Source organism: Allobosea spartocytisi (assembly GCF_014764685.1).
GTDB classification, from domain to species: Bacteria; Pseudomonadota; Alphaproteobacteria; order Rhizobiales; family Beijerinckiaceae; genus Allobosea; species Allobosea spartocytisi.
In genome coordinates this window covers 16,000-33,523 of sequence record NZ_JACXWY010000001.1, presented here as the reverse complement: position 1 = coordinate 33,523, position 17,524 = coordinate 16,000, and the positions used below count along the sequence as shown (strand labels likewise).

General features: G+C 66.6%; 16 protein-coding genes. 3 read left to right on the top strand and 13 right to left on the bottom strand.

Annotated features, from left to right (window positions below):
* Window positions 1-13: 13 nt before the first annotated feature.
* The 12 genes from IED13_RS00140 to IED13_RS00085 form a co-directional block, all read right to left on the bottom strand.
* A complete protein-coding gene (locus IED13_RS00140; RefSeq protein ID WP_248312393.1) occupies window positions 14-976 on the bottom strand; it encodes an ABC transporter substrate-binding protein in 963 nt (320 codons plus the stop codon).
* Between the two features lie 280 nt (window positions 977-1,256).
* Entirely contained in the window at window positions 1,257-2,936 is a 1,680-nt protein-coding gene (locus IED13_RS00135; RefSeq protein WP_191122959.1) for a dipeptide ABC transporter ATP-binding protein, read from the bottom strand.
* Window positions 2,933-3,799 (bottom strand): ABC transporter permease, encoded by an 867-nt coding sequence (locus IED13_RS00130; protein ID WP_191122958.1) that lies wholly within the window; start codon window positions 3,797-3,799, stop codon window positions 2,933-2,935. The genes IED13_RS00135 and IED13_RS00130 overlap by 4 nt, the downstream gene beginning before the upstream one ends.
* Window positions 3,796-4,746, bottom strand: coding sequence for an ABC transporter permease (locus IED13_RS00125; protein WP_191122957.1), 951 nt, complete (start codon window positions 4,744-4,746; stop codon window positions 3,796-3,798). Before IED13_RS00125 ends, IED13_RS00130 begins: the two co-directional genes overlap by 4 nt.
* A complete protein-coding gene (locus IED13_RS00120; protein WP_260368303.1) occupies window positions 4,727-6,307 on the bottom strand; it encodes an ABC transporter substrate-binding protein in 1,581 nt (526 codons plus the stop codon). Before IED13_RS00120 ends, IED13_RS00125 begins: the two co-directional genes overlap by 20 nt.
* A gap of 610 nt (window positions 6,308-6,917) precedes the next feature.
* Window positions 6,918-8,249 (bottom strand): LLM class flavin-dependent oxidoreductase, encoded by a 1,332-nt coding sequence (locus IED13_RS00115; protein ID WP_191122956.1) that lies wholly within the window; start codon window positions 8,247-8,249, stop codon window positions 6,918-6,920.
* Between the two features lie 201 nt (window positions 8,250-8,450).
* On the bottom strand, window positions 8,451-9,038 hold the full coding sequence (locus IED13_RS00110) for an RBBP9/YdeN family alpha/beta hydrolase (RefSeq protein ID WP_166652932.1): 588 nt from the start codon (window positions 9,036-9,038) through the stop codon (window positions 8,451-8,453).
* 170 nt (window positions 9,039-9,208) lie between these two features.
* Window positions 9,209-9,748 carry a flavin reductase family protein gene (locus tag IED13_RS00105; protein ID WP_038362064.1) on the bottom strand — a complete coding sequence of 180 codons (540 nt, stop codon included), beginning with the start codon at window positions 9,746-9,748 and terminating at the stop codon, window positions 9,209-9,211.
* A gap of 86 nt (window positions 9,749-9,834) precedes the next feature.
* Complete coding sequence (locus IED13_RS00100; RefSeq protein ID WP_112764179.1) at window positions 9,835-10,287, bottom strand: RrF2 family transcriptional regulator; 453 nt, start codon at window positions 10,285-10,287, stop codon at window positions 9,835-9,837.
* Window positions 10,288-10,437: 150 nt separating this feature from the next.
* Window positions 10,438-11,763 carry an NtaA/DmoA family FMN-dependent monooxygenase gene (locus IED13_RS00095; protein ID WP_191122955.1) on the bottom strand — a complete coding sequence of 442 codons (1,326 nt, stop codon included), beginning with the start codon at window positions 11,761-11,763 and terminating at the stop codon, window positions 10,438-10,440.
* A gap of 66 nt (window positions 11,764-11,829) precedes the next feature.
* Window positions 11,830-11,937, bottom strand: a complete 108-nt coding sequence (locus IED13_RS29400; protein ID WP_449727643.1) for an ABC transporter ATP-binding protein — start codon at window positions 11,935-11,937, stop codon at window positions 11,830-11,832.
* Between the two features lie 138 nt (window positions 11,938-12,075).
* On the bottom strand, window positions 12,076-13,080 hold the full coding sequence (locus IED13_RS00085; protein WP_191122954.1) for an MsnO8 family LLM class oxidoreductase: 1,005 nt from the start codon (window positions 13,078-13,080) through the stop codon (window positions 12,076-12,078).
* Window positions 13,081-13,193: 113 nt separating this feature from the next.
* Here IED13_RS00085 and IED13_RS00080 point away from each other — a divergent pair, with 113 nt between their 5' ends.
* The 3 genes from IED13_RS00080 to IED13_RS00070 are packed head-to-tail and all read left to right on the top strand — an operon-like array spanning window position 13,194 to window position 16,148.
* Complete coding sequence (locus IED13_RS00080) at window positions 13,194-13,820, top strand: GNAT family N-acetyltransferase (protein ID WP_191122953.1); 627 nt, start codon at window positions 13,194-13,196, stop codon at window positions 13,818-13,820.
* Window positions 13,821-13,844: 24 nt separating this feature from the next.
* Window positions 13,845-14,840, top strand: a complete 996-nt coding sequence (locus IED13_RS00075) for an LLM class flavin-dependent oxidoreductase (RefSeq protein WP_191122952.1) — start codon at window positions 13,845-13,847, stop codon at window positions 14,838-14,840.
* A 15-nt stretch (window positions 14,841-14,855) separates the two neighbouring features.
* Window positions 14,856-16,148: an LLM class flavin-dependent oxidoreductase gene (locus IED13_RS00070; RefSeq protein WP_191122951.1), complete on the top strand. Its 1,293-nt coding sequence runs from the start codon at window positions 14,856-14,858 to the stop codon at window positions 16,146-16,148.
* Between the two features lie 35 nt (window positions 16,149-16,183).
* Here IED13_RS00070 and IED13_RS00065 read toward each other — a convergent pair whose 3' ends face one another.
* Entirely contained in the window at window positions 16,184-17,512 is a 1,329-nt protein-coding gene (locus tag IED13_RS00065; protein WP_191122950.1) for an LLM class flavin-dependent oxidoreductase, read from the bottom strand.
* Window positions 17,513-17,524 lie beyond the last annotated feature (12 nt).

The following is a 17,524-nucleotide window of genomic DNA, read 5'->3' as shown; positions in this document are numbered from 1 at the left end:
CAATCATCGAACGTCAGCTGCCCGCCGCGATCCGTGGATCGGCGAAGAAATAATCGGAGAGCGCCTTCGGCTGGTTCTTGATCGCGCCGACGCGCTGCAGGAACTGGCCGAGTCCGAGCGTATTCTGCGGCTCGACCTTGAAGGTCACCTGCGGGCTCTTGATGATGTCGAGCACCAGCTTTCGGTCGCCCTTGCCGCCATTGGCCTTGAGATAGATGTCGGCCGCCTGCTCGGGATGGGCGGTGACGAATTTCGCGGCCTCGTCCAGCGCGTCGAGGAAGGCGCGGTAGGTCTTCGGCGCCTCCGCGTAGAACTTCTCGGTGGCGTAGAGCACCGTCGATGAAGCTGGCCCGCCCTGCACGTCGTAGGAATTGAGCACGATGCGGGCCTTCGGGTTCTCGGCCAGTTCCTGCTCCTGGAAGGGCGGGTTGCCGAAATGCCCGGTGATCTCGGTGCCGCCCTTGATGATCGCGGCGGCGGCTTCCGGATGCGGCAGCGCGACGCTGATCTTGTCCAGCTTCGCGAATTCGGTGTCACCCCAGAGCTTGGCCGAGGCCCATTGCAGGATGCGCGACTGCACGGACACACCGACGGCCGGCAGAGCGATGCGGTCCTTCTCCGTGAAATCCGCGATCGTCTTCACGTTCGGATTGTTCGTGACGAGATAATAGGGAAAGTTGCCGAGCGAGGCGACGCCCTTGACGTTCTGCTTGCCCTTGGTGCGATCCCAGAGCGTGAACAACGGGCCGACGCCGGCCCCGGCGATCTCGATGCTGCCCGACAGCAGGGCATCGTTCACCGCCGCACCGCCGGAGAGCTGCACGAAGTCGACCTTGATATCGACGCCGGCCGCCTTCCCGTGCTTCTCGATCAGCTTCTGCTCGGCGGCGACGTCGAGCAGCAGATAGACGACGCCGAACTGCTTGGCGATGCGCAATTGGCCTTCGGCCGCATGCGCGTTCCCCAGGGTCGCCATCGAGATCGCAAGCCCGCCAAGCGCAGCCGCTGCTTGCCTGCGCGTCCATCGGACTGGAGAATTCGTCATCGCGACACCTTCGGGATAGGGGTTACATCAAGCGCGTGAGTCTGTGGTGTCGGTATATTGAGGTCAATCAAACGATATTTCGAATAATGCGAAGTATGGGGATGGATATTCCGGTTTTATAGTTCAGACCGGATCATAAATCTTTGAGATTGGAATTGCATCTGTCTGTGGTGGTAGCGGCGCGCGGCTCCGGGGGCAGCAGGCCAGGTCGCTAAAGCTTCGGCACCGCTTCGAGCAGGCGGCGCGTATAGTCGTGTTTCGGAGCGTCGAACACCTCCTCGGCCGCGCCTGTTTCGACGATCACGCCATCCTTCATCACGGCGATCCGGTCGCTCATGTGGCGGATCACGCCGAGATCGTGGGAGATGAAAAGCATCGCCAGCCCGAGCCGATGCTGAAGCGCGATCAGCAGATCGAGCACCTGCGCCTGCGTGGTGACATCGAGCGCGGAGACGGGCTCGTCGCAGATCAGCAGATCGGGCTCGCTGGCGAGCGCCTGGGCGATCGAGACGCGCTGCCGCTGGCCTCCCGACAGGGCGGTCGGCCGCCGGTCGAGCACATCCGGCGGCAGATTGACGAGCTGGATCAGCTCCCGCACGCGCGCTGACCGCGCGGCTTTGCCGAGATCGGTGTGCAGGAGCAGCGGCTGTTCGATGATCCGCTCGACGGCATAGCGCGGATCGAAGGAATTCAGCGGGTCCTGAACGATCGTCTGGACATGCCGGCGCAGTGGCCGGCGCTGGCGTTCGGAGAGCTGGCTCCAAGCCTGGCCACGGAAGAGGACCTCGCCTGCGTCGGGGTTTCGCAGCGCAAGCGCGACCTTGCCGATCGTGGTCTTGCCGGAGCCCGATTCCCCGACGATGCCGAGGGTCTCGCCGGGATAGACGTGGAGCGAGACGCCGTTCGCGGCATGGGTCACGCTGCGATCCGGTCTGGTAAAGCGCACCGCGATGTCGCGCAGTGCGAGGATCGGCTGGCTGCGCTCGGGCTGCGCCTTGACCGGCCGCGCGCCGGATGTGGACAGCCAGCGTCCCCGCGTCGCCGCGCTCGGCACGGCCGACAGCAGGCGCTGCGTATAGGCATGGCGCGGTTTCCGCAGGACCTCCCGCGCCGGGCCTGTTTCGACCAGCTCGCCGTTCTGCATGACGGCGATCCGGTCGGCGAGCTGGGCTGCGACGGCCAGGTCATGCGTGATCAGCAGGATGCCGTGCCCGGCCTTGGCGAGCGCCTGGAAGACGCTGAGGATCTGCTGCTGGATGGTGACATCGAGCGCCGTCGTCGGCTCGTCGGCGATGAGCAGGCGAGGGCGTGCGGCCAGCGCCGAGGCGATGAGCGCCCGTTGCCGCAGCCCGCCCGACAGTTCGTGGGGGTATTGTGCGGCCCGGACCGCCGGATCGGGAATGCCGACGCGGGCGAGCAGAGTTTCGACCTCCTTGCCGATCTCCGCGCGCGGAACCAGTGCGTGGGTCAGGAGCGGCTCGCCGACTTCCCGGCCGATCCTGCGCAAGGGATCGAGCGAGACGAGAGCGTCCTGCAGCACGAAGCCGATCTCTCGCCCCCGGATCTTCGACCATTGCCGCTCCGAGAGCTCGGTCAGCGAGCGGGCCTCGCCATCGTGGCCCGACAGGCGCAACGACCGCGCGCGCAGCTCGGCGCCAGACCCCGCCAGCCCGACGAGCGCGCGGGCGGTCACCGACTTTCCAGAGCCGGATTCGCCGACGATGGCGAGGATTTCGCCGGCGCCGATGGTGAAGGAGATGCCGCGCACGACCTCCCGTGGTCCGAGCCGGCTCGGGAAGGCGATGTGCAGATCCTCGACCTCGAGGATGGCGGGGCGGGCGGCCGGCGCAGCCGAGACCACGTCATGCCGCCCCACGAGCTGGACGTTCATGGCTCGCCTCCCTGTGAGAGCAGGAGCTGCAGGCGCCGCCCGAGGATGGTGATGGCGATGACCGAGATCGCAACGACGGTCGCCGGCAGGAAGCTGATCCAGGGCGCGGTATCCAGGAAGTTGCGCCCATCGGCCAGAAGGGCTCCCCATTCGGCGGCGGGAGGCACGACGCCAAGTCCGATGAAGCTCAGGGCCGAGGCCGACAGCACGGCGTTGCCGACGCCGATCGTGGCCAGGACGACGAGTGGCCGGACGGCATTGGGCACGACATGGCGGGCGATGATTGCTGGCGTGGACTCGCCGAGCGACACGGCATGCTCGACATAGCCGGATTGCCAGACGCGGAGCACCTGCGAGCGCACCAGCCGGGCATAGCCCGCGATGCTGGAAAGCCCGACGGCGAGCAGCGTGTTCGTCGGCCCCCGGCCGAGCACGGCGATGATCAACAGGGCGAGCAGGATTTCGGGGAACGCCAGCAGGATGTCGATCAGTCGCACGAGCAGGCGCTGCAGGACGGGCGTAACCAGTCCGGCTGCTGTGCCGAGCAGCACGCCGCCGGCGCAGCCGATCAGCGTCGCGCCGATGCCGATGCCCAGGGATTGCGAGGTGCCGTAGATGACGCGCGTGAAGACGTCGCGGCCGAGCTGGTCGGCTCCGAACCAGTGGCCTGGGCCGGGCGGCAGCAAGATCGCATCGGTATCGACCGCATCGGGCGCCAGCGCCGTGAACCATTGCGGCATCGCGGCCGCGGCCAGGAGGAGCAGGACGAAGGCGAGCGGGATGATGAGCCCAGGCGCGCGCCATGGATTCCCGGCCCGGTTGCCGTTGCGGACACGCGCGATGACGTCGAGGGCCTGGCTCATCGCGCCGTCCTCCGCAGCCGCGGATCGATCAGCAAATAGAGCGCATCGACGAGGAGGTTGATGCTCACCGAGACCAGCGCCGACAGCATCACCAGCCCGAGCAGCAGCGGCATGTCGCGGGTCTTGATCGCCTGCAGGGTGATCTGACCGATGCCGGCTCTTCCGAACACGGTTTCCGTCAGGATCGATCCGGCCAGGACGCCGGCGAAGAGCGTGCCGGTCAATGTCGAAACCGCGAGCGCGGCATGGCGCAGGGCGTGGCGCAGGCGCAGCTGCGTCTCGCTGACGCCGCGCGTCCGTACGGTCAGGGCGAAGGGCTGAAGCAGCGCCTCTTCGAGCCCGTCACGCAGGACCTGCCCCAGCAAGGCCGCGAGCGGGAGGCTCAAAGCAATGGCGGGCAGCACGAGCGCGGGGAGGCCCTCGCCACCGATGATCGGGAACCAGCCGAGATAGAAGCTGAAGACCGTCAGGAGCAGGAGCCCGACCCAGTAGACCGGCGTGCTCAGCACGGCGAGCTCCAGCCCGGCGAGGACGGTTCGCAAACCCTTGCGCCGCCCGGCCGTGGCCAGCGCGTTGACGAAGGCGAGGCTGAGAGCCAGCGCCATCGCGGTGCCGGCGAGCTGGAGCGTCGGCCCGGCCGCCTCGCCGATGACCTCGATGACCGGTTGCCGGTATTGATAGCTGTCGCCGAAATCGCCGAGCAGGGCCTGGCCGATATAGCGCAGATATTGCACGGGCAAAGGCTGGTCGAGACCGAACTGCCGGACGAGCGCCTCGCGCTCGGCGGCGTCGACGATGTTCTCGCCCCCGGTGAGCACCGCGACGGGATCGCCGGGGATCGCCTTGACCGCAACGAAGGTGATCGTGGCCGCGCCCCAGAGCACGGCCACGATCACCCCGAGGCGCCGCAGCCCCGCGGGTAAGACGCTAGCGAGCCAGCCAGGCATCGTAGAGATTCGGCTTCGCATTCGTCGCCCAGCTGATGCCTTGCAGCTTCTTCGAGGCGCCGAGCTGATAGGCGACGACATAGAGCGGCACGGCATAGGCCTGGCCGATGATCTCGGCCTGGGCCTGGCCGTAGAGGCGCTGCCGCTCGTCACCGGAGGCGCCGATCGCCTTGGTCAGGAGGTCGTCGAGGCTCTTCACCCGCGCATTATTGGCGCCGTTCGGCGGGATATAGGCCGAATGGAAGACGGTCCGCAGGATGTCCGGCTCAGCGCGGACATAGTAGAGCGAGATGAGGTCGTAGTCGTTGGCGGCCGTCCGGGCGGTGTAGCCCCCGGCATCGACGGGGTCGAGCTGCAGATCGAAACCCGCCTTCTTGACCGAGAACTGGACCGCCTGGGCCACGGTCAGGTCCGACGCCCCCCATGCCGCGGCATCGTAGACGAAGCGGACACGCAGGCGCTCGCCGCCCTTCGAACGAATGCCGTCGCCGTCCCTGGCGGTCCAGCCGGCCTCGTCGAGCAGCTTCGCAGCTTTTTGCGGATCGAAGCCCCAAGTCTTCGCGATTGTCGGGTCGTAATACAGCGTCGAGGGGCCGAGGATGTTGTCGGCCGCCTTGAGGCTGCCGAAGAAGGCGGCCTTGACGGCGCCGGGCGCGTCGACGGCGCTCTGGAAAGCCTGACGAACGCGGGCGTCGGCGAAGGGGCCCTTGCTCGTGTTCAGGAACAGCGAGCGGTTCACGCCGGGGTTTTCGCGCGTCACCACCTGGAGGCGATTATCGGCCTGGACGGAGCGGAAATTGGCCGGCGGCACCTCGTCGATCGCCTGCACCTGTCCGCTGCTCAGCGCGCCGAGCCGAACCGAGGATTCCGGCAGATAACGGAACACGATGGAGTCGAGATGGGCCGGGCCTTGATGCGCGGCATAGCCCGGTCCCCAGTTGTAATCGGCGCGCTTGGTCAGCCGGCTGCCGCTGCCCTTGGTGAAGCTTTCGAGCACGAAGGGGCCGGAGCCGACGACGGTGTTCGTGGTACTCTTGGCCTCGCGCAGATAGGTCGGCGACTGAATGCCGAGATAGGGCAGGCTCAGGCCTTGCAGCAGCGGCGCGAAGGATTGCTTGTAGGAGATCACCACCGTCGTGGCGTCTGGCGCCGCGATCTCCGCGACCGGACCGAGCAGGGACTTGGAATAGCTCGATGTCGTCTTGGGATCGAGAATCCGATCGAAGTTGAACTTGACCGCGGCCGCATCGAGCGGCGTGCCATCGCTGAAGGTCACGCCTCGGCGCAGGTGGAAGGTGTAGACCGTGTTGTCGGCATTCACCTCCCAGCGTTCGGCGAGCCATGGCGTGAACCTGTTGTCCTCCGCCTGGCCGACGAGGGAATCGACGAGGTTACGGGTGATCAGCGCCGTGATCGAATTGCCGGTGACCGACGGGTCGATGATGGCGGTGTCGCTCGCGAGGCCGAAGGTCAGCGTTCCTCCGGCTAGGGGCTTCCCGGCCGCCTGGTTGTCGGCGGCGGAGGCGGAATAGCCGGCAGCCAGAAGGGCGATGGCTGTCACGGCCGCCCGCAGATGACGTCCGCGAGCCGGGGCAGAGCCGCGATGGCGCGGCAGCCATCCATGGTGAGGTGTGTGGAAATCGGACGGGCTCATGGTCATGCCTTCGGATCAATGAGAGCGTCGGCGCGGGCCAGCGATGGCCGCAACCTGAAGCTCCTTGGGCGTCGGAAAATCGGTGTTCGGTCGCGCTGCGCGACGACCGGCTACTTGTTGCTGCGGCGGCGGGTCTCGCCGGTGCGTGTCCAGTGCAGGAATGCCGACAGGCGTAGCAGGGCGTGAATGACGATGTTGAACGGGATTATCATGGGCCTTCCTCAAGCAAAGGAGCCCACGGCAATGCGCGTGGTGCTTTTAGCATTGGTGACGCGGTGCAAGCTGCTCCAACAAATCCCGCGATCGCCATGATTTCAACCATGGCGATGTGAGTAATCATTGTTTTCTACATGCCCTCAGTCAATCGAATGTATTTTCAAATACATGCGCCTGGGAGCAAGGATTCGCTTTCGCTGCCAGCCTGAAGGGATAATTCGCCCTTCACGGTCTGGCAGTGTGCTGGGAACGGCGCTGGGGCCCGGCCGCGTCGCCCCAGGATGGTGCCAGCTTCGAACTCTTAAGACCCAGGGAAGAAGCGATTGGCCGGGCGCGGCAGGCCGAGATGGTCGCGCAGCGTGGTACCGGCATATTCCGTCCGGAACAGCCCGCGCCGCTGCAGTTCCGGCACGACCTTGTCGACGAAATCGTCGAGCCCTTCCGGCAGGTACGGGAACATCACGTTGAAGCCGTCGCTGCCGCGTTCGACGAGCCACTGCTCCATGGCGTCTGCGATGGTCGCGAGCGTACCGACGAAGGCGAGCCCGCCATAGCCGCCGAGCCGCTGGGCGAGCTGGCGCACGGTCAGGTTCTCGTCGCGCGCCAGCGCGATGGTGCGCTCGCGCCCGCTCTTGCTGGCATTGGTGTCGGGGATGTCGGGCAGCGGCCCGTCCGGATCGAAGCCCGAGGCATCATGGCCTAGCGCGATCGACAGCGAGGCGATGGCGCTGTCGTAATGGACGAAGGAATCGAGCAGGGCGCGCTTCTCGCGGGCTTCCTCGACGCTGTCGCCGACGACGACGAGCACGCCGGGAAGGATCTTGAGGTGATCGGGGTCGCGGCCGAACCTCGCCATCCGCCCCTTGACGTCGGCATAGAAGGCCTGGCCCTCGGCAAGCGTGCGGTGCGCGGCGAAGACGGCCTCCGCCGTCTCGGCTGCGAGCTGGCGACCGGCCTCCGATGCTCCCGCCTGAACGATGACCGGCCAGCCCTGCACGGGCCGGGCGATGTTGAGCGGACCGCGCACCGAGAGATGCTCGCCCTTGTGGTCGAGCACATGCATCTTGTCGGGGTCGAAATAGAGCCCGCTTTCGCGATCGCGGGTGAAGGCGTCGTCGGCGAAGGAATCCCACAGGCCGGTGACGACATCGTAGAATTCGCGTGCCCGGTCGTAACGCTCGCCATGCTCCTTGTGCTCGGTCAGGCCGAAATTGAGGGCGGCGTCGGGGTTCGAGGTGGTGACGATGTTCCAGCCGGCGCGCCCGCCGCTGATATGGTCGAGCGAGGCGAAGCGCCGGGCGACATGATAGGGCGCGTCGAAGGTGGTCGAGGCCGTGGCGACGAGGCCGATGCGCTCGGTCGCGCCGGCCAGGGCCGACAGAAGCGTGAACGGCTCGAACGAAGTGACGGTATGGCTGCGCTTCAGGGCCTCGACCGGCATGTTCAGTACGGCCAGGTGGTCGGCCATGAAGAAGGCGTCGAATTTCCCGGCTTCCAGCTTCCGCGCGAACCGCTTGAGATGGGCGAAGTTGAAATTGGCGTCCGGATAGGCGCCGGGATAGCGCCAGGCGCCGGTATGGATGCTGACCGGGCGCATGAAGGCGCCGAGATGGAGCTGTCGGGGCGATGGCATGGGAGGACCTGCTGGCAAGTCTGGGGAAGGTCTTGCTCAGCTAGGGAAGGGCAGGGCCGCGTGCCATGCCCGGCGCCCAGAAAACGATATTCCGCATCGACCGGGTGCCGTTGGAAGAAGGACCGTCTTCGAAACCGGCCTTCGGGAGAAGGTCGCAGCCTGCGGCAGAACCCGGTCCGACGCGGACGTGAACAAGCGACTTCAATGCAACCGGGATAGGGCGCTTGGCCGGACGGCCTGATGCTCTCGCCCGGCGCTCCGCCGCCAGAGGAGCTGGTCGAGCAGACGCAGCCCTTCGGCCCAGCTGCCATGGCCGCTGGCGACGTTGATGTGCCCGGCATCGCCGAGGTCGACGAAGGCGGCGTCCCACATGTTGGCGATGATCCGCGCGCGCTCGATTGCCATGTACGGGTCGGTGCGGCTGGCGACCACGATCGCAGGGAACTGGAAGGGCACGTCCGGCAACGGGCCGAACGAGGCGATGCCGTGAACTTTCGAAATTCTCAGCTCGGGATCGGCCGGCGCCACCAGCAGGGCGCCGCCGATCGGCAGTTCGGGAAAGCGGGCCGCCAGATGCGCGATGAGCGTGGCGCCGAGGCTATGCCCGACCAGAACCGCACCGGGGCGTCGCAGCACGTGCCGATGGAGCGCCTCGATCCAAGATTCGAGGTCCGGCTGGTGCCAGTTCTTCTGCTGGACGCGTTCGGCCTGGTCGATCTCGGCGGCCCATCGGCTCTGCCAATGTGCGGGCTCGGAATCGTGGAGGCCGGGGACGATGAGGACGGACATGGCGCAGCTCCCTCGTGCTGCGTCGATCATCGACCCGGTCGATGCGTTCGGTCAATGAAACGGATTGGCAAATTTGGACCGGTTTAGAGGACGGTTGCCTGCCATCTCCCCGCTTCAAGGACGGTTATCTCGCCCGGTTCGAATGTCGCGCGCTTGCAGAAGCGGCCGATCTAGATGCCGGCGCCGTATTGCAGGCTCTCGTCCAGCTTGCCGTAGACGCCGCGCCAGTAGAGCAGGGCGCCTTCGTCCTGCGCGTGCCGGATCGCCTTGATGCGGCCGATCAGGATCGTGTGCGAGTGACGCTCGATCGCCTCCTCGGTCTCGCAATCGAGCACGGCAAGGGCGCCGTCGAGCGTCGGTGCACCGGTCGCCAGGCGCGCCCAGTCACCTTCATCGAAGCGTGCTTCGCCCTTGAAGCCGCCGCGACCGGCGAAGCGATCCGCGATGCTCTGGTGCCGGGCGGCGAGGACGTTGATCGCAAAGTGGCCCGCGGCCTCGATCGTCGGCCAGGCCGAGGCATTGCGGTTGACGCAGACGATGACGGTCGGCGGATCCGCGGAAAGCGCCGTCAGCGAGGTCGCAGTCAGTCCCGCTCGGCGCTGTGCATGGGTCGCGGTGATGACGCTCACGGCACCCGCGACGTTTCTCATCACCGCCTTGAACGCGTCAGCGTGAATGTCGCGCACGGCAAGGGAAGACTGTTGATTCATTCGTGACCGCATCCTCATGCGGCTCCGGACGCCGCCGCCGCGTTTTAGGCGGCGGCAGTTTTATTGTCTATATAATTAGTAGATAATTAGATTGCGTAATCCGCATGAAGCGACGCGTGCGCGATCGAGCGCTGAACAAGATCTGCCACCGTCGTGGTGTCGACGATCCCTGCAATGGCATCGCGCACGTCGCTCATCACCGAACGCACCGGGCAGGTGTCGATGTCGCCGCAATCCTCGCAGGCTCGAAAGGCGGAGCGGCTGGCGCAGGCGATCGGTGCGATCGGGCCTTCCAGGGCCCGGATCACGGCGCCGACCTTGATCGATCGCGCCGGTTTGGCCAGGGCATAACCGCCGCCCGGCCCCTTCTTGCTGCGCAGCATGCCGGCATTGCGCAGATCGAGCAGGATGGCGTCGAGGAATTTCTTCGGAATGTTGTTCCGCTGTGCCACGTCGGCGACCTGCGCGGTCTCGCCAGCTTCGAGTCGGGCCAGATGCACGATCGCCTTGAGGCCGTATTTGCCCTTGTTGGTCAGCACCGGCGCTATCCATATGTTGAATGTACAGTTTTCCTATCAAGTTCCAGCATATTATCAATATGATCGTTCTGCCCTCGGCGCGGCGTGGAGAAAAACGATCTCGAATACGGCGTGTTGGGAACGGGTGAGGGCCCGTTCCCTTTGAAGCGATCAGGCGCTCCGGGCCAGCGAGGCGGCCGCCGCAACCGGCATGAGGGGAGGCAGCTCCAGGTTCGAGCGGAAATCGTCTCCGACATAGTCGGTGTCGATCAGCCCGCGCCGGCGCAGCTCCGGCAGGAGGCCGTTCAGGAGAAGGTCCTCCTGGTCGGGATTGCCGAGCCCGTGGAGGGTGAGGACGTCCAGCACCCCGGCGCGGAAGCGCTCCTCGATCGCATCGACCAATTGTTCCGGCGTGCCTGCGACGGACCAGTGCCCCGTCTCCTGCGCCTCGATGATCAATTCGCGGAGCGTCAGGCCCTGCTTCGCGTAGCGGCTGAAGATCTCGACGCGCCCGCGGCGCCGGTTGGTGCTGGTGACCTCGGGCAGCAGGCTGTCGGGCAGGGGCTTGTCGAGCGGCAGGCCCGAGAGATCGATGTCGCCGCCCAGCATGTCGGCGAGCTTGAGGCGCCCGAGCTCGTAATCGATGCGCTCATGCTTCTCCTTCAGGCGCCGGGCGACGTCCGCATCGGATTCCCCGATCACCGAATGGAACGAGTTCATCACGAAGGGCAGGTTGTCGCCGCGCCCGAAGCCTTTGGCGCGCCGCCGCAGCTCGGTCACGAAGGCGAGCGCGCCCTCCAGCTTCGGCTGCGACGTGTAGACAACCTCGGCATAGCGGGCGCCCACATTGATGCCGGCTTCAGACTGGCCGGCCTGGAATTGCACGGGACGGCCCTGCGGCAGCGGCGGCACGTTGAGCGGCCCCTGAACGGTGAAGTGCCGGCCGCGATAATCGACGCGATGGAACTTGGCTGGGTCGAGAGCAAGTCCGCCGGAAGCCTTGCGCGTCACCGCATCGCTCTCGTTCGCATCATACAGAGCGTTCACGACCTCGATGAATTCGGCGGCGCGGGCATAGCGCTCCTCGGGGCTGAGCAGGTCCAAGCCGAAATTCTCCTCGCCGACCGAGGAGGTGACCGCGTTCCAGGCGGCGCGGCCGCCGCTGGCATGGTCCAGCGTGCCAATCAGGCGCGCCAGATTGTAGGGGTGGTGGAACGTCGTCGAGACCGTCGCCACGAGGCCGATATGCGAGGTGACCTGGCTCAGTGCGGCGAGCGCGATCAGCGGATCCTGCACCCCGGCGGTGCCGGCGAGGCCGGCCGGATCGATCTGCAGCAGGTCGGCGGTGAAGAGGCCGGTGATCTTCTCGGCCTCGGCCCTGCGGGCGAATGCGGTGGCGCGCTTCGCCCCGGTGGCCGGATCGGCATCGTTCGATGCCGCGATGACGTTGGAGGCGCCCATCAGGGTCTTGAGGCGGCGGCGGGTGGGTGGCGACATCTCAGCGTCCTTATCCTGATCGTTGATCGACGGAGGGTGGCGATCCGACGCGGTAGCCAGCACTGCTCAGGGCAGGGCGGGCACGGCATCGAGCAGAGCGCGGGTGTAGCTATGCGTGGGGGCGGCGAAGACCGTCTCGACCGCGCCGGTCTCCACGACGCGTCCGTCCTTCATCACCAGCACGCGGTCGGTGAGGTGATGGATGACGCCGAGATCGCGGGAGATGAACGGCAGGGCCGTGCCGGAGGCCGCCTGGAGCTCCGCCCAGAAGTGTTCTTCGCGTGATCATGATGTCGAACCCCTTTGGCCGGCTCAGGCGGCCAGCGAGGCGCGAGCCTCGGCCGCGAGAAGCTCGATCGTCCTCAGGCGCCATGCGCCTTCATTCACGGGGCAGTCGACGATGAATTCGTCGATTCCGAATGCCCGGTGCAGTCGCTGCAGCTCGGCATGGATCCGTGCCGGCGTGCCGCGCAGGAGCAGCGAGCTGCGCTCCTCGATGCGGTATTCGCGCGAACCGGTCTGCCGGATGTATTCGAGGGCCTGCTCGCGGCTGGTGACGTTGACGCCCTGGCCGTTCTCGATATCCACGCGGAAGCGGCGCGTGTCGGGCGCGAGGCTGCGGGCCAGATCATCGGTCTCGGCGGTGACGACGCCCAAGGCGAGCAGCGCCGAGGTGCCGCCGGCGGCACGATAGGCCGACAGGGCTTCACCCATGGCGGCCTCGTCGCCATGGATATGGCCGGGATAGACGAAACCCCAGCCGAGACCGGCGGCGAGCCGCGCGCTCTCGATGCTGGCGCCGAGCAGGAAGCGTTCAGGAGGCTGCGCCGGCGCCGGGAAGGCCGCGAGCCGATTGCCGGCGTCGCTGCCGTCATGGTGCTCGCGCAGGAAGCCGTCGAGCTCCACGAGCTGCGTGTCGAAGCTCGGCTTGCGGGCGGGATCATAGGCTCCCTGCAGGGCATGGGTCGACAGCGGCATCCCGCCCGGCGCCTTGCCGATGCCGATATCCACGCGCCCCGGCGCGAGTGCCGCCAGCAGGTTGAAGTTCTCGGCGACTTTATAGGCGCTGTAGTGCTGGAGCATCACGCCGCCGGAGCCGATTCTGATGCGGCTGGTGTGCGCCAGCAGGAAGCTGATCAGCACCTCGGGCGACGAGCTCGCCAGCTTCGCCGCGTTGTGGTGCTCCGCGACCCAGAACCGCGCGAAACCGAGCTCTTCCGCCGCTTTTGCCAGCGAGAGCGTCCGCGCGAGCGCGTCGGCGGCGGCCTCGTTCGCCTGCAGTGGGCTCTTGTCGAGGAAGCTCAGTCGATAGGGCATTCGGCCTCGCCAGGCATTGACAGAGAATGTTGTTCGAATAGTCTATAGAATTAATAGAATGCTCGATCAAGCGGTCGCGGGCAAGCCAAACCGCTGCGATTTCGGAGAATGTTATGGCTGACGTCTTTGTGCGGTCTTCGCCTCTCGACCCGGCGGCGGAGCCGCTGCTTGAGGGGCTGATCTCGGAATATGACGGGCGCTACGGCGCGGCGAGCCGCCCCGGCGGGGCCTGCTCCGAGATCATGCGCTATCCGGCTGAAGCGTTTACGCCGCCGCTCGGCATCTTCCTGCTCTTGCAGCGCGACAGGGAGACGATCGCGGGCGGGGCATTCATGAACCACGACGATGAGACGGCGGAGTTCAAGCGCATCTGGACGCGCCCGGATCTGCGCCGACAGGGGCTTGCCCGGCAAATCGTGCTTGCGCTCGAAGAGGCGGCGGCCGAGCTGGGCTATACCCGGGCTTATCTGACCACCGGTTTCCGCCAGCCCGAAGCGTCGGCCTTGTACCTCGCCCTGGGCTATCGGCCGCTCTTCGACACGAGCGTCGATCCCACCCTCTACCGCTCCTTGCCGTTCGAGAAACATATCGGGGCAAAGGCGGGGCAGGTCGGCACCTATCCGGTCTTCGCGCCGGCTGCGTCACTGGAGGACGCCACCAAGCGCGTCGCCGCGATCAAGGTCGAGCAGGAGGCGAAGGTCTCCGCCCGGCTGGCGAGCTATCTGGCCTCGGCCGCCTGAGCACTGACCCGATCGGATCGAACGATGACGCAGAAATCGACTTTCCTAGTAGGCTTTGGGCTGCATGCCGGTTCCCATGGAGACGATCCCGACTGGCGCGGCTTCTGGAGTGGCCTGATCGGCCGGCTCGACGGCGCGGCCGAATTCCTGACCCTGGAAGATCGCTTCGCCGATCCCGGCCGGGACGGGCTCGACGCGATCCTTCTGGCCAATTGGCTCGCGCCGCGCAGCCGCGACATCGGCATCATCGCCGGCGCGCCCCTCAACGTCCTCGAGCCCTTCCATGTCTCGACCGCCATCGCCACCCTGGACTATGTCAGCGGGGGCAGGGCTGGCCTCCTGGCCCAGCGCCTCGACCAGCAGCGGAGCCTTGACGCCGGCCGTGCCATCGGCGCGCTGGAGGGCTTTCCGGCGGTCGATCCGCCGTCTCTCGACCGCGACGCGCTCGCTGCGGCCGAGGTGGTGAGGCGGCTCGGGGACAGTTGGGAGGATGATGCGGTCATCCGCGACGTCGTGAGCCAACGCTATGTCGATGGCGAGAAGCTTCACTATATCGACTTCCAGGCCGCCGATTTCCGCGTGCTGGGGCCCTCCATCACGCCAAGACCTCCTCAGGGCCAGCCTTTGGTCGCGACCAGCTGGACGGCGGAAGCGGATCTGGCGCTTGCCCGCGCTGCCGACGTGGTTTTCGTGCCGGCGGAGGGCGACCTTCCCGGAACGGCGGCGAAGCTGAGGGTCGATGGCCCCGGCACGGGGCCGAAGGTCATCGCCGATCTGCATGTGAAGCCCGATGTGGCTGATGTCGCCGACCTGATCGCTGCCGCCAAGACCTCCGAGACTCAGGGAGCCCACGGCGTCCGCCTGATCTTGACCGACCCGCACCGGCAGATCGCGCCTGTTGTCGACACGCTTGTGCCTGCTCTTCGCACCGCGGGGCTCGTCGCACAGCCCTCGGGTGGAGATCTGCGCAGCCGCTTCGGCCTGCCCGCCGCCCGCAATCGCTACGCCGCGGCCGCCTGAGCTCGGAGGAATATCATGTCCAAGAAGCAGATCATCCTCGGGGCGCAGTTTCCGGGCGTGAACAATTTCACGGTCTGGAGCGATCCGGCCGCCGGCAGCCAGATCGCATTCCCGTCCTTCCGGCACTTCGCCGAGACCGTCGAACGCGGCAAGTTCGACTTCATCTTCCTGGCCGAAGGCTTGAGGGTCCGGGAGCAGAAGGGACGCTTCCACGAGCTGGATGTCGTCGGCCGCCCGAACACTCTGGCTATCCTCACGGCATTGGCTTCGATCACCAACCATGTTGGTTTGATCGGGACGCTGACGACGACGTTCAACGAGCCTTACCCGCTGGCACGCCAGCTCGCGACGCTCGATATCCTGTCCGGCGGGCGGGCCGGCTGGAACGTGGTGACGTCGCCCGGTGCCTTCACCGGAGCGAATTTCCGCCGCGGCGATCATCTGCCGTTCCGCGAACGCTATGAGCGCGCGCGGGACTTCCTCGAAACCGCGCGCTCGATCTGGCAGGGCGGCGATTTCCATGTCCGCTCTCCCCATTTCGACATCGCAGGCCGCACCGGAGCCGGCCCACTGCCGCAAGGGGCTCCCGTCATCGCGCAGGCCGGCGATTCCGACGAGGGCAGGGAACTCGCGGCCAGCCATGCCGACCTGATCTATTCGCGGCATGGGACCTTGGAGGAGGGACAGGCCTTCTATGCCGACGTGAAGCAGCGTCTTGCCAAATACGGCCGCAGCCGCGATGCCCTGAAAATCCTTCCGGGAGCCAATTTCGTCCTGGGCGAGACGCTTGAAGACGCGCTGGAAAAGCAGAGGGCCATCCGCCTGCAGCAGGTCAGCCCGAAGAACGCCATCGTCTTTCTCGAGCAGGTCTGGAACCGCGATCTCACGGCCTACGACCCGGACGGCCCGCTGCCGGAGGTCGATCCCGATGTCGCCGTCGAGCAGCTCGCCCAGGGGCGCGCCGCCCGCTACGACAACCGCCTGGAAACCGCGCGCGCCTGGCGCGAACTGGCCGAGCGCGAAAAGCTCAGCATCCGCGAGCTCATCATCAAGGTGACCGGACGCAAGCAGTTCGTCGGGACGCCCGCACAGGTCGCCGAGGAGATCGATCGCTATGTCCAGTCGGATGCGGCGGACGGTTTCGTCTTCGCGCCGCATCTCACGCCCGGCGGCTTCGACGAGTTCGTCGAGAAGGTCATCCCGATCCTGCAGGAGCGCAAGGTCTTCCGGCAGGACTATGCCGCGCCCACCCTGCGTGGAAACCTCGCTCTTCCCGAGGCCTGGCAGCCGGTCGCCAAGGCCGTATAGGCGGCTTCCAATTCAGTGCCGGTGCCGCCTGGTGCTCAGCTCGCGAAAGCCCCGAGCCGCGGAATGCCGAGGCCAAAGCGCTCGCGCAGGGTGGTCTCGGCATAACTCCGGCGGAACAGGCCACGATCCTGGAGGACGGGGATCACGCGGTCGACGAAATCGTCGAGCCCGTCCGGCATCGAGGCGGGGATCAGGTTGAAGCCGTCGGCCGCGCCCTGTTCGAACCAGAATTGCAGGTCGTCGGCGATCGTCTCTGGCGAGCCGATGATGATGCGGTGGCCATGGGAGGCGATGGCGAGTGCGGCAAGCTCGCCCAGCGTGTAGTTCTCGGCGCGCGCCTTGTTCAGAAGTAACCGCACCCGGCTCTCGCCATGGATGCGCTCGCCCGGCTCCGGCACCGGCCCGTCGAGCGGATGGGTCGAGAGGTCGTAGCCCCAGCGGCCCGAGAGCTGCCGGATGCCGGCTGCGATATCGGTGTGCTCCTGCAGCGCCGCGAATTTCTCGCGCGCCTCGGCGTCGGTTCGACCGACGATCGGCATGATGCCGGGCAGCACCTTGAGATAGCTGGAGCGGCCGCCGGCCTCGGCCGCCTCCTTGAGCGCGGCGCGATAGGCGAGCGAATCCTCGATCGTGTCCTGTGCGGTGAAGGCGAGATCGGCCTGCGTCGCGGCAAGCCCGATGCCGTCGCGCGAGGAGCCTGCCTGCACGATCACGGGATGGCCCTGCGGCGGCCGGGAGACGTTGAGCGGACCCCGGACGGAGAAATGCTCGCCCTTGTGGTCGAGCAGGCGAACACGGTCCGTATCGAGGAATCTGCCGGATCGCTTGTCCATGACGAGTGCGTCGTCGGCCCAGCTATCCCACAAGCCGCGCACGACCCGGACGAACTCGTCGGCGCGGGCATAGCGAGCGGCATGATCGGGCAGGGCGCTCAGGCTGAAATTTTCCGCAGCGCGGTCGGATTGCGTGGTGACCACGTTCCAGCCCGCCCGGCCACGGCTGATATGGTCGAGCGAGGCCAGGGCACGCGCGACATTGTACGGCTCGGAGAAGCTGGTCGAGATCGTGCCGACGAGCCCGATCTTCGAGGTCGCGACCGCCAGCGCCGAAAGCAGCGTCACCGGCTCCAGCCCGCCGGCCTTGCCCTGCGCGCCGGGCTCTGGGCCGGCGAGGTTGTCGGCCATGAAGAACATGTCGAACAGCCCTTCCTCGGCCTTCCGAGCGACGCGGATGACCCAGTCGATATCTTCCGGATGACCTTGCGCGGCCTCCTGCCGCCAGGCGGCGGGATGGCGGCCGAGTGGTTGGTGGAACAGCCCCAGATGGATTGTCCGGGACTTCTGCGTCTGTGAAACGGCCGACATCGGGTCTGTCCT

Bases quoted from the DNA above. Each gene is read 5' to 3' on its own strand.
- IED13_RS00065 (WP_191122950.1), bottom strand. From the start codon at position 17,512: ATGTCGGCCGTTTCACAGACGCAGAAGTCCCGGACAATCCATCTGGGG.
- IED13_RS00115 (WP_191122956.1), bottom strand. From the start codon at position 8,249: ATGCCATCGCCCCGACAGCTCCATCTCGGCGCCTTCATGCGCCCGGTC.
- IED13_RS00080 (WP_191122953.1), top strand. From the start codon at position 13,194: ATGGCTGACGTCTTTGTGCGGTCTTCGCCTCTCGACCCGGCGGCGGAG.
- IED13_RS00095 (WP_191122955.1), bottom strand. From the start codon at position 11,763: ATGTCGCCACCCACCCGCCGCCGCCTCAAGACCCTGATGGGCGCCTCC.
- IED13_RS00070 (WP_191122951.1), top strand. From the start codon at position 14,856: ATGTCCAAGAAGCAGATCATCCTCGGGGCGCAGTTTCCGGGCGTGAAC.
- IED13_RS00075 (WP_191122952.1), top strand. From the start codon at position 13,845: ATGACGCAGAAATCGACTTTCCTAGTAGGCTTTGGGCTGCATGCCGGT.
- IED13_RS00135 (WP_191122959.1), bottom strand. From the start codon at position 2,936: ATGAACGTCCAGCTCGTGGGGCGGCATGACGTGGTCTCGGCTGCGCCG.
- IED13_RS00130 (WP_191122958.1), bottom strand. From the start codon at position 3,799: ATGAGCCAGGCCCTCGACGTCATCGCGCGTGTCCGCAACGGCAACCGG.
- IED13_RS00105 (WP_038362064.1), bottom strand. From the start codon at position 9,748: ATGAATCAACAGTCTTCCCTTGCCGTGCGCGACATTCACGCTGACGCG.
- IED13_RS29400 (WP_449727643.1), bottom strand. From the start codon at position 11,937: ATGAAGGACGGACGCGTCGTGGAGACCGGCGCGGTCGAGACGGTCTTC.
- IED13_RS00140 (WP_248312393.1), bottom strand. From the start codon at position 976: ATGGCGACCCTGGGGAACGCGCATGCGGCCGAAGGCCAATTGCGCATC.
- IED13_RS00110 (WP_166652932.1), bottom strand. From the start codon at position 9,038: ATGTCCGTCCTCATCGTCCCCGGCCTCCACGATTCCGAGCCCGCACAT.
- IED13_RS00125 (WP_191122957.1), bottom strand. From the start codon at position 4,746: ATGCCTGGCTGGCTCGCTAGCGTCTTACCCGCGGGGCTGCGGCGCCTC.
- IED13_RS00085 (WP_191122954.1), bottom strand. From the start codon at position 13,080: ATGCCCTATCGACTGAGCTTCCTCGACAAGAGCCCACTGCAGGCGAAC.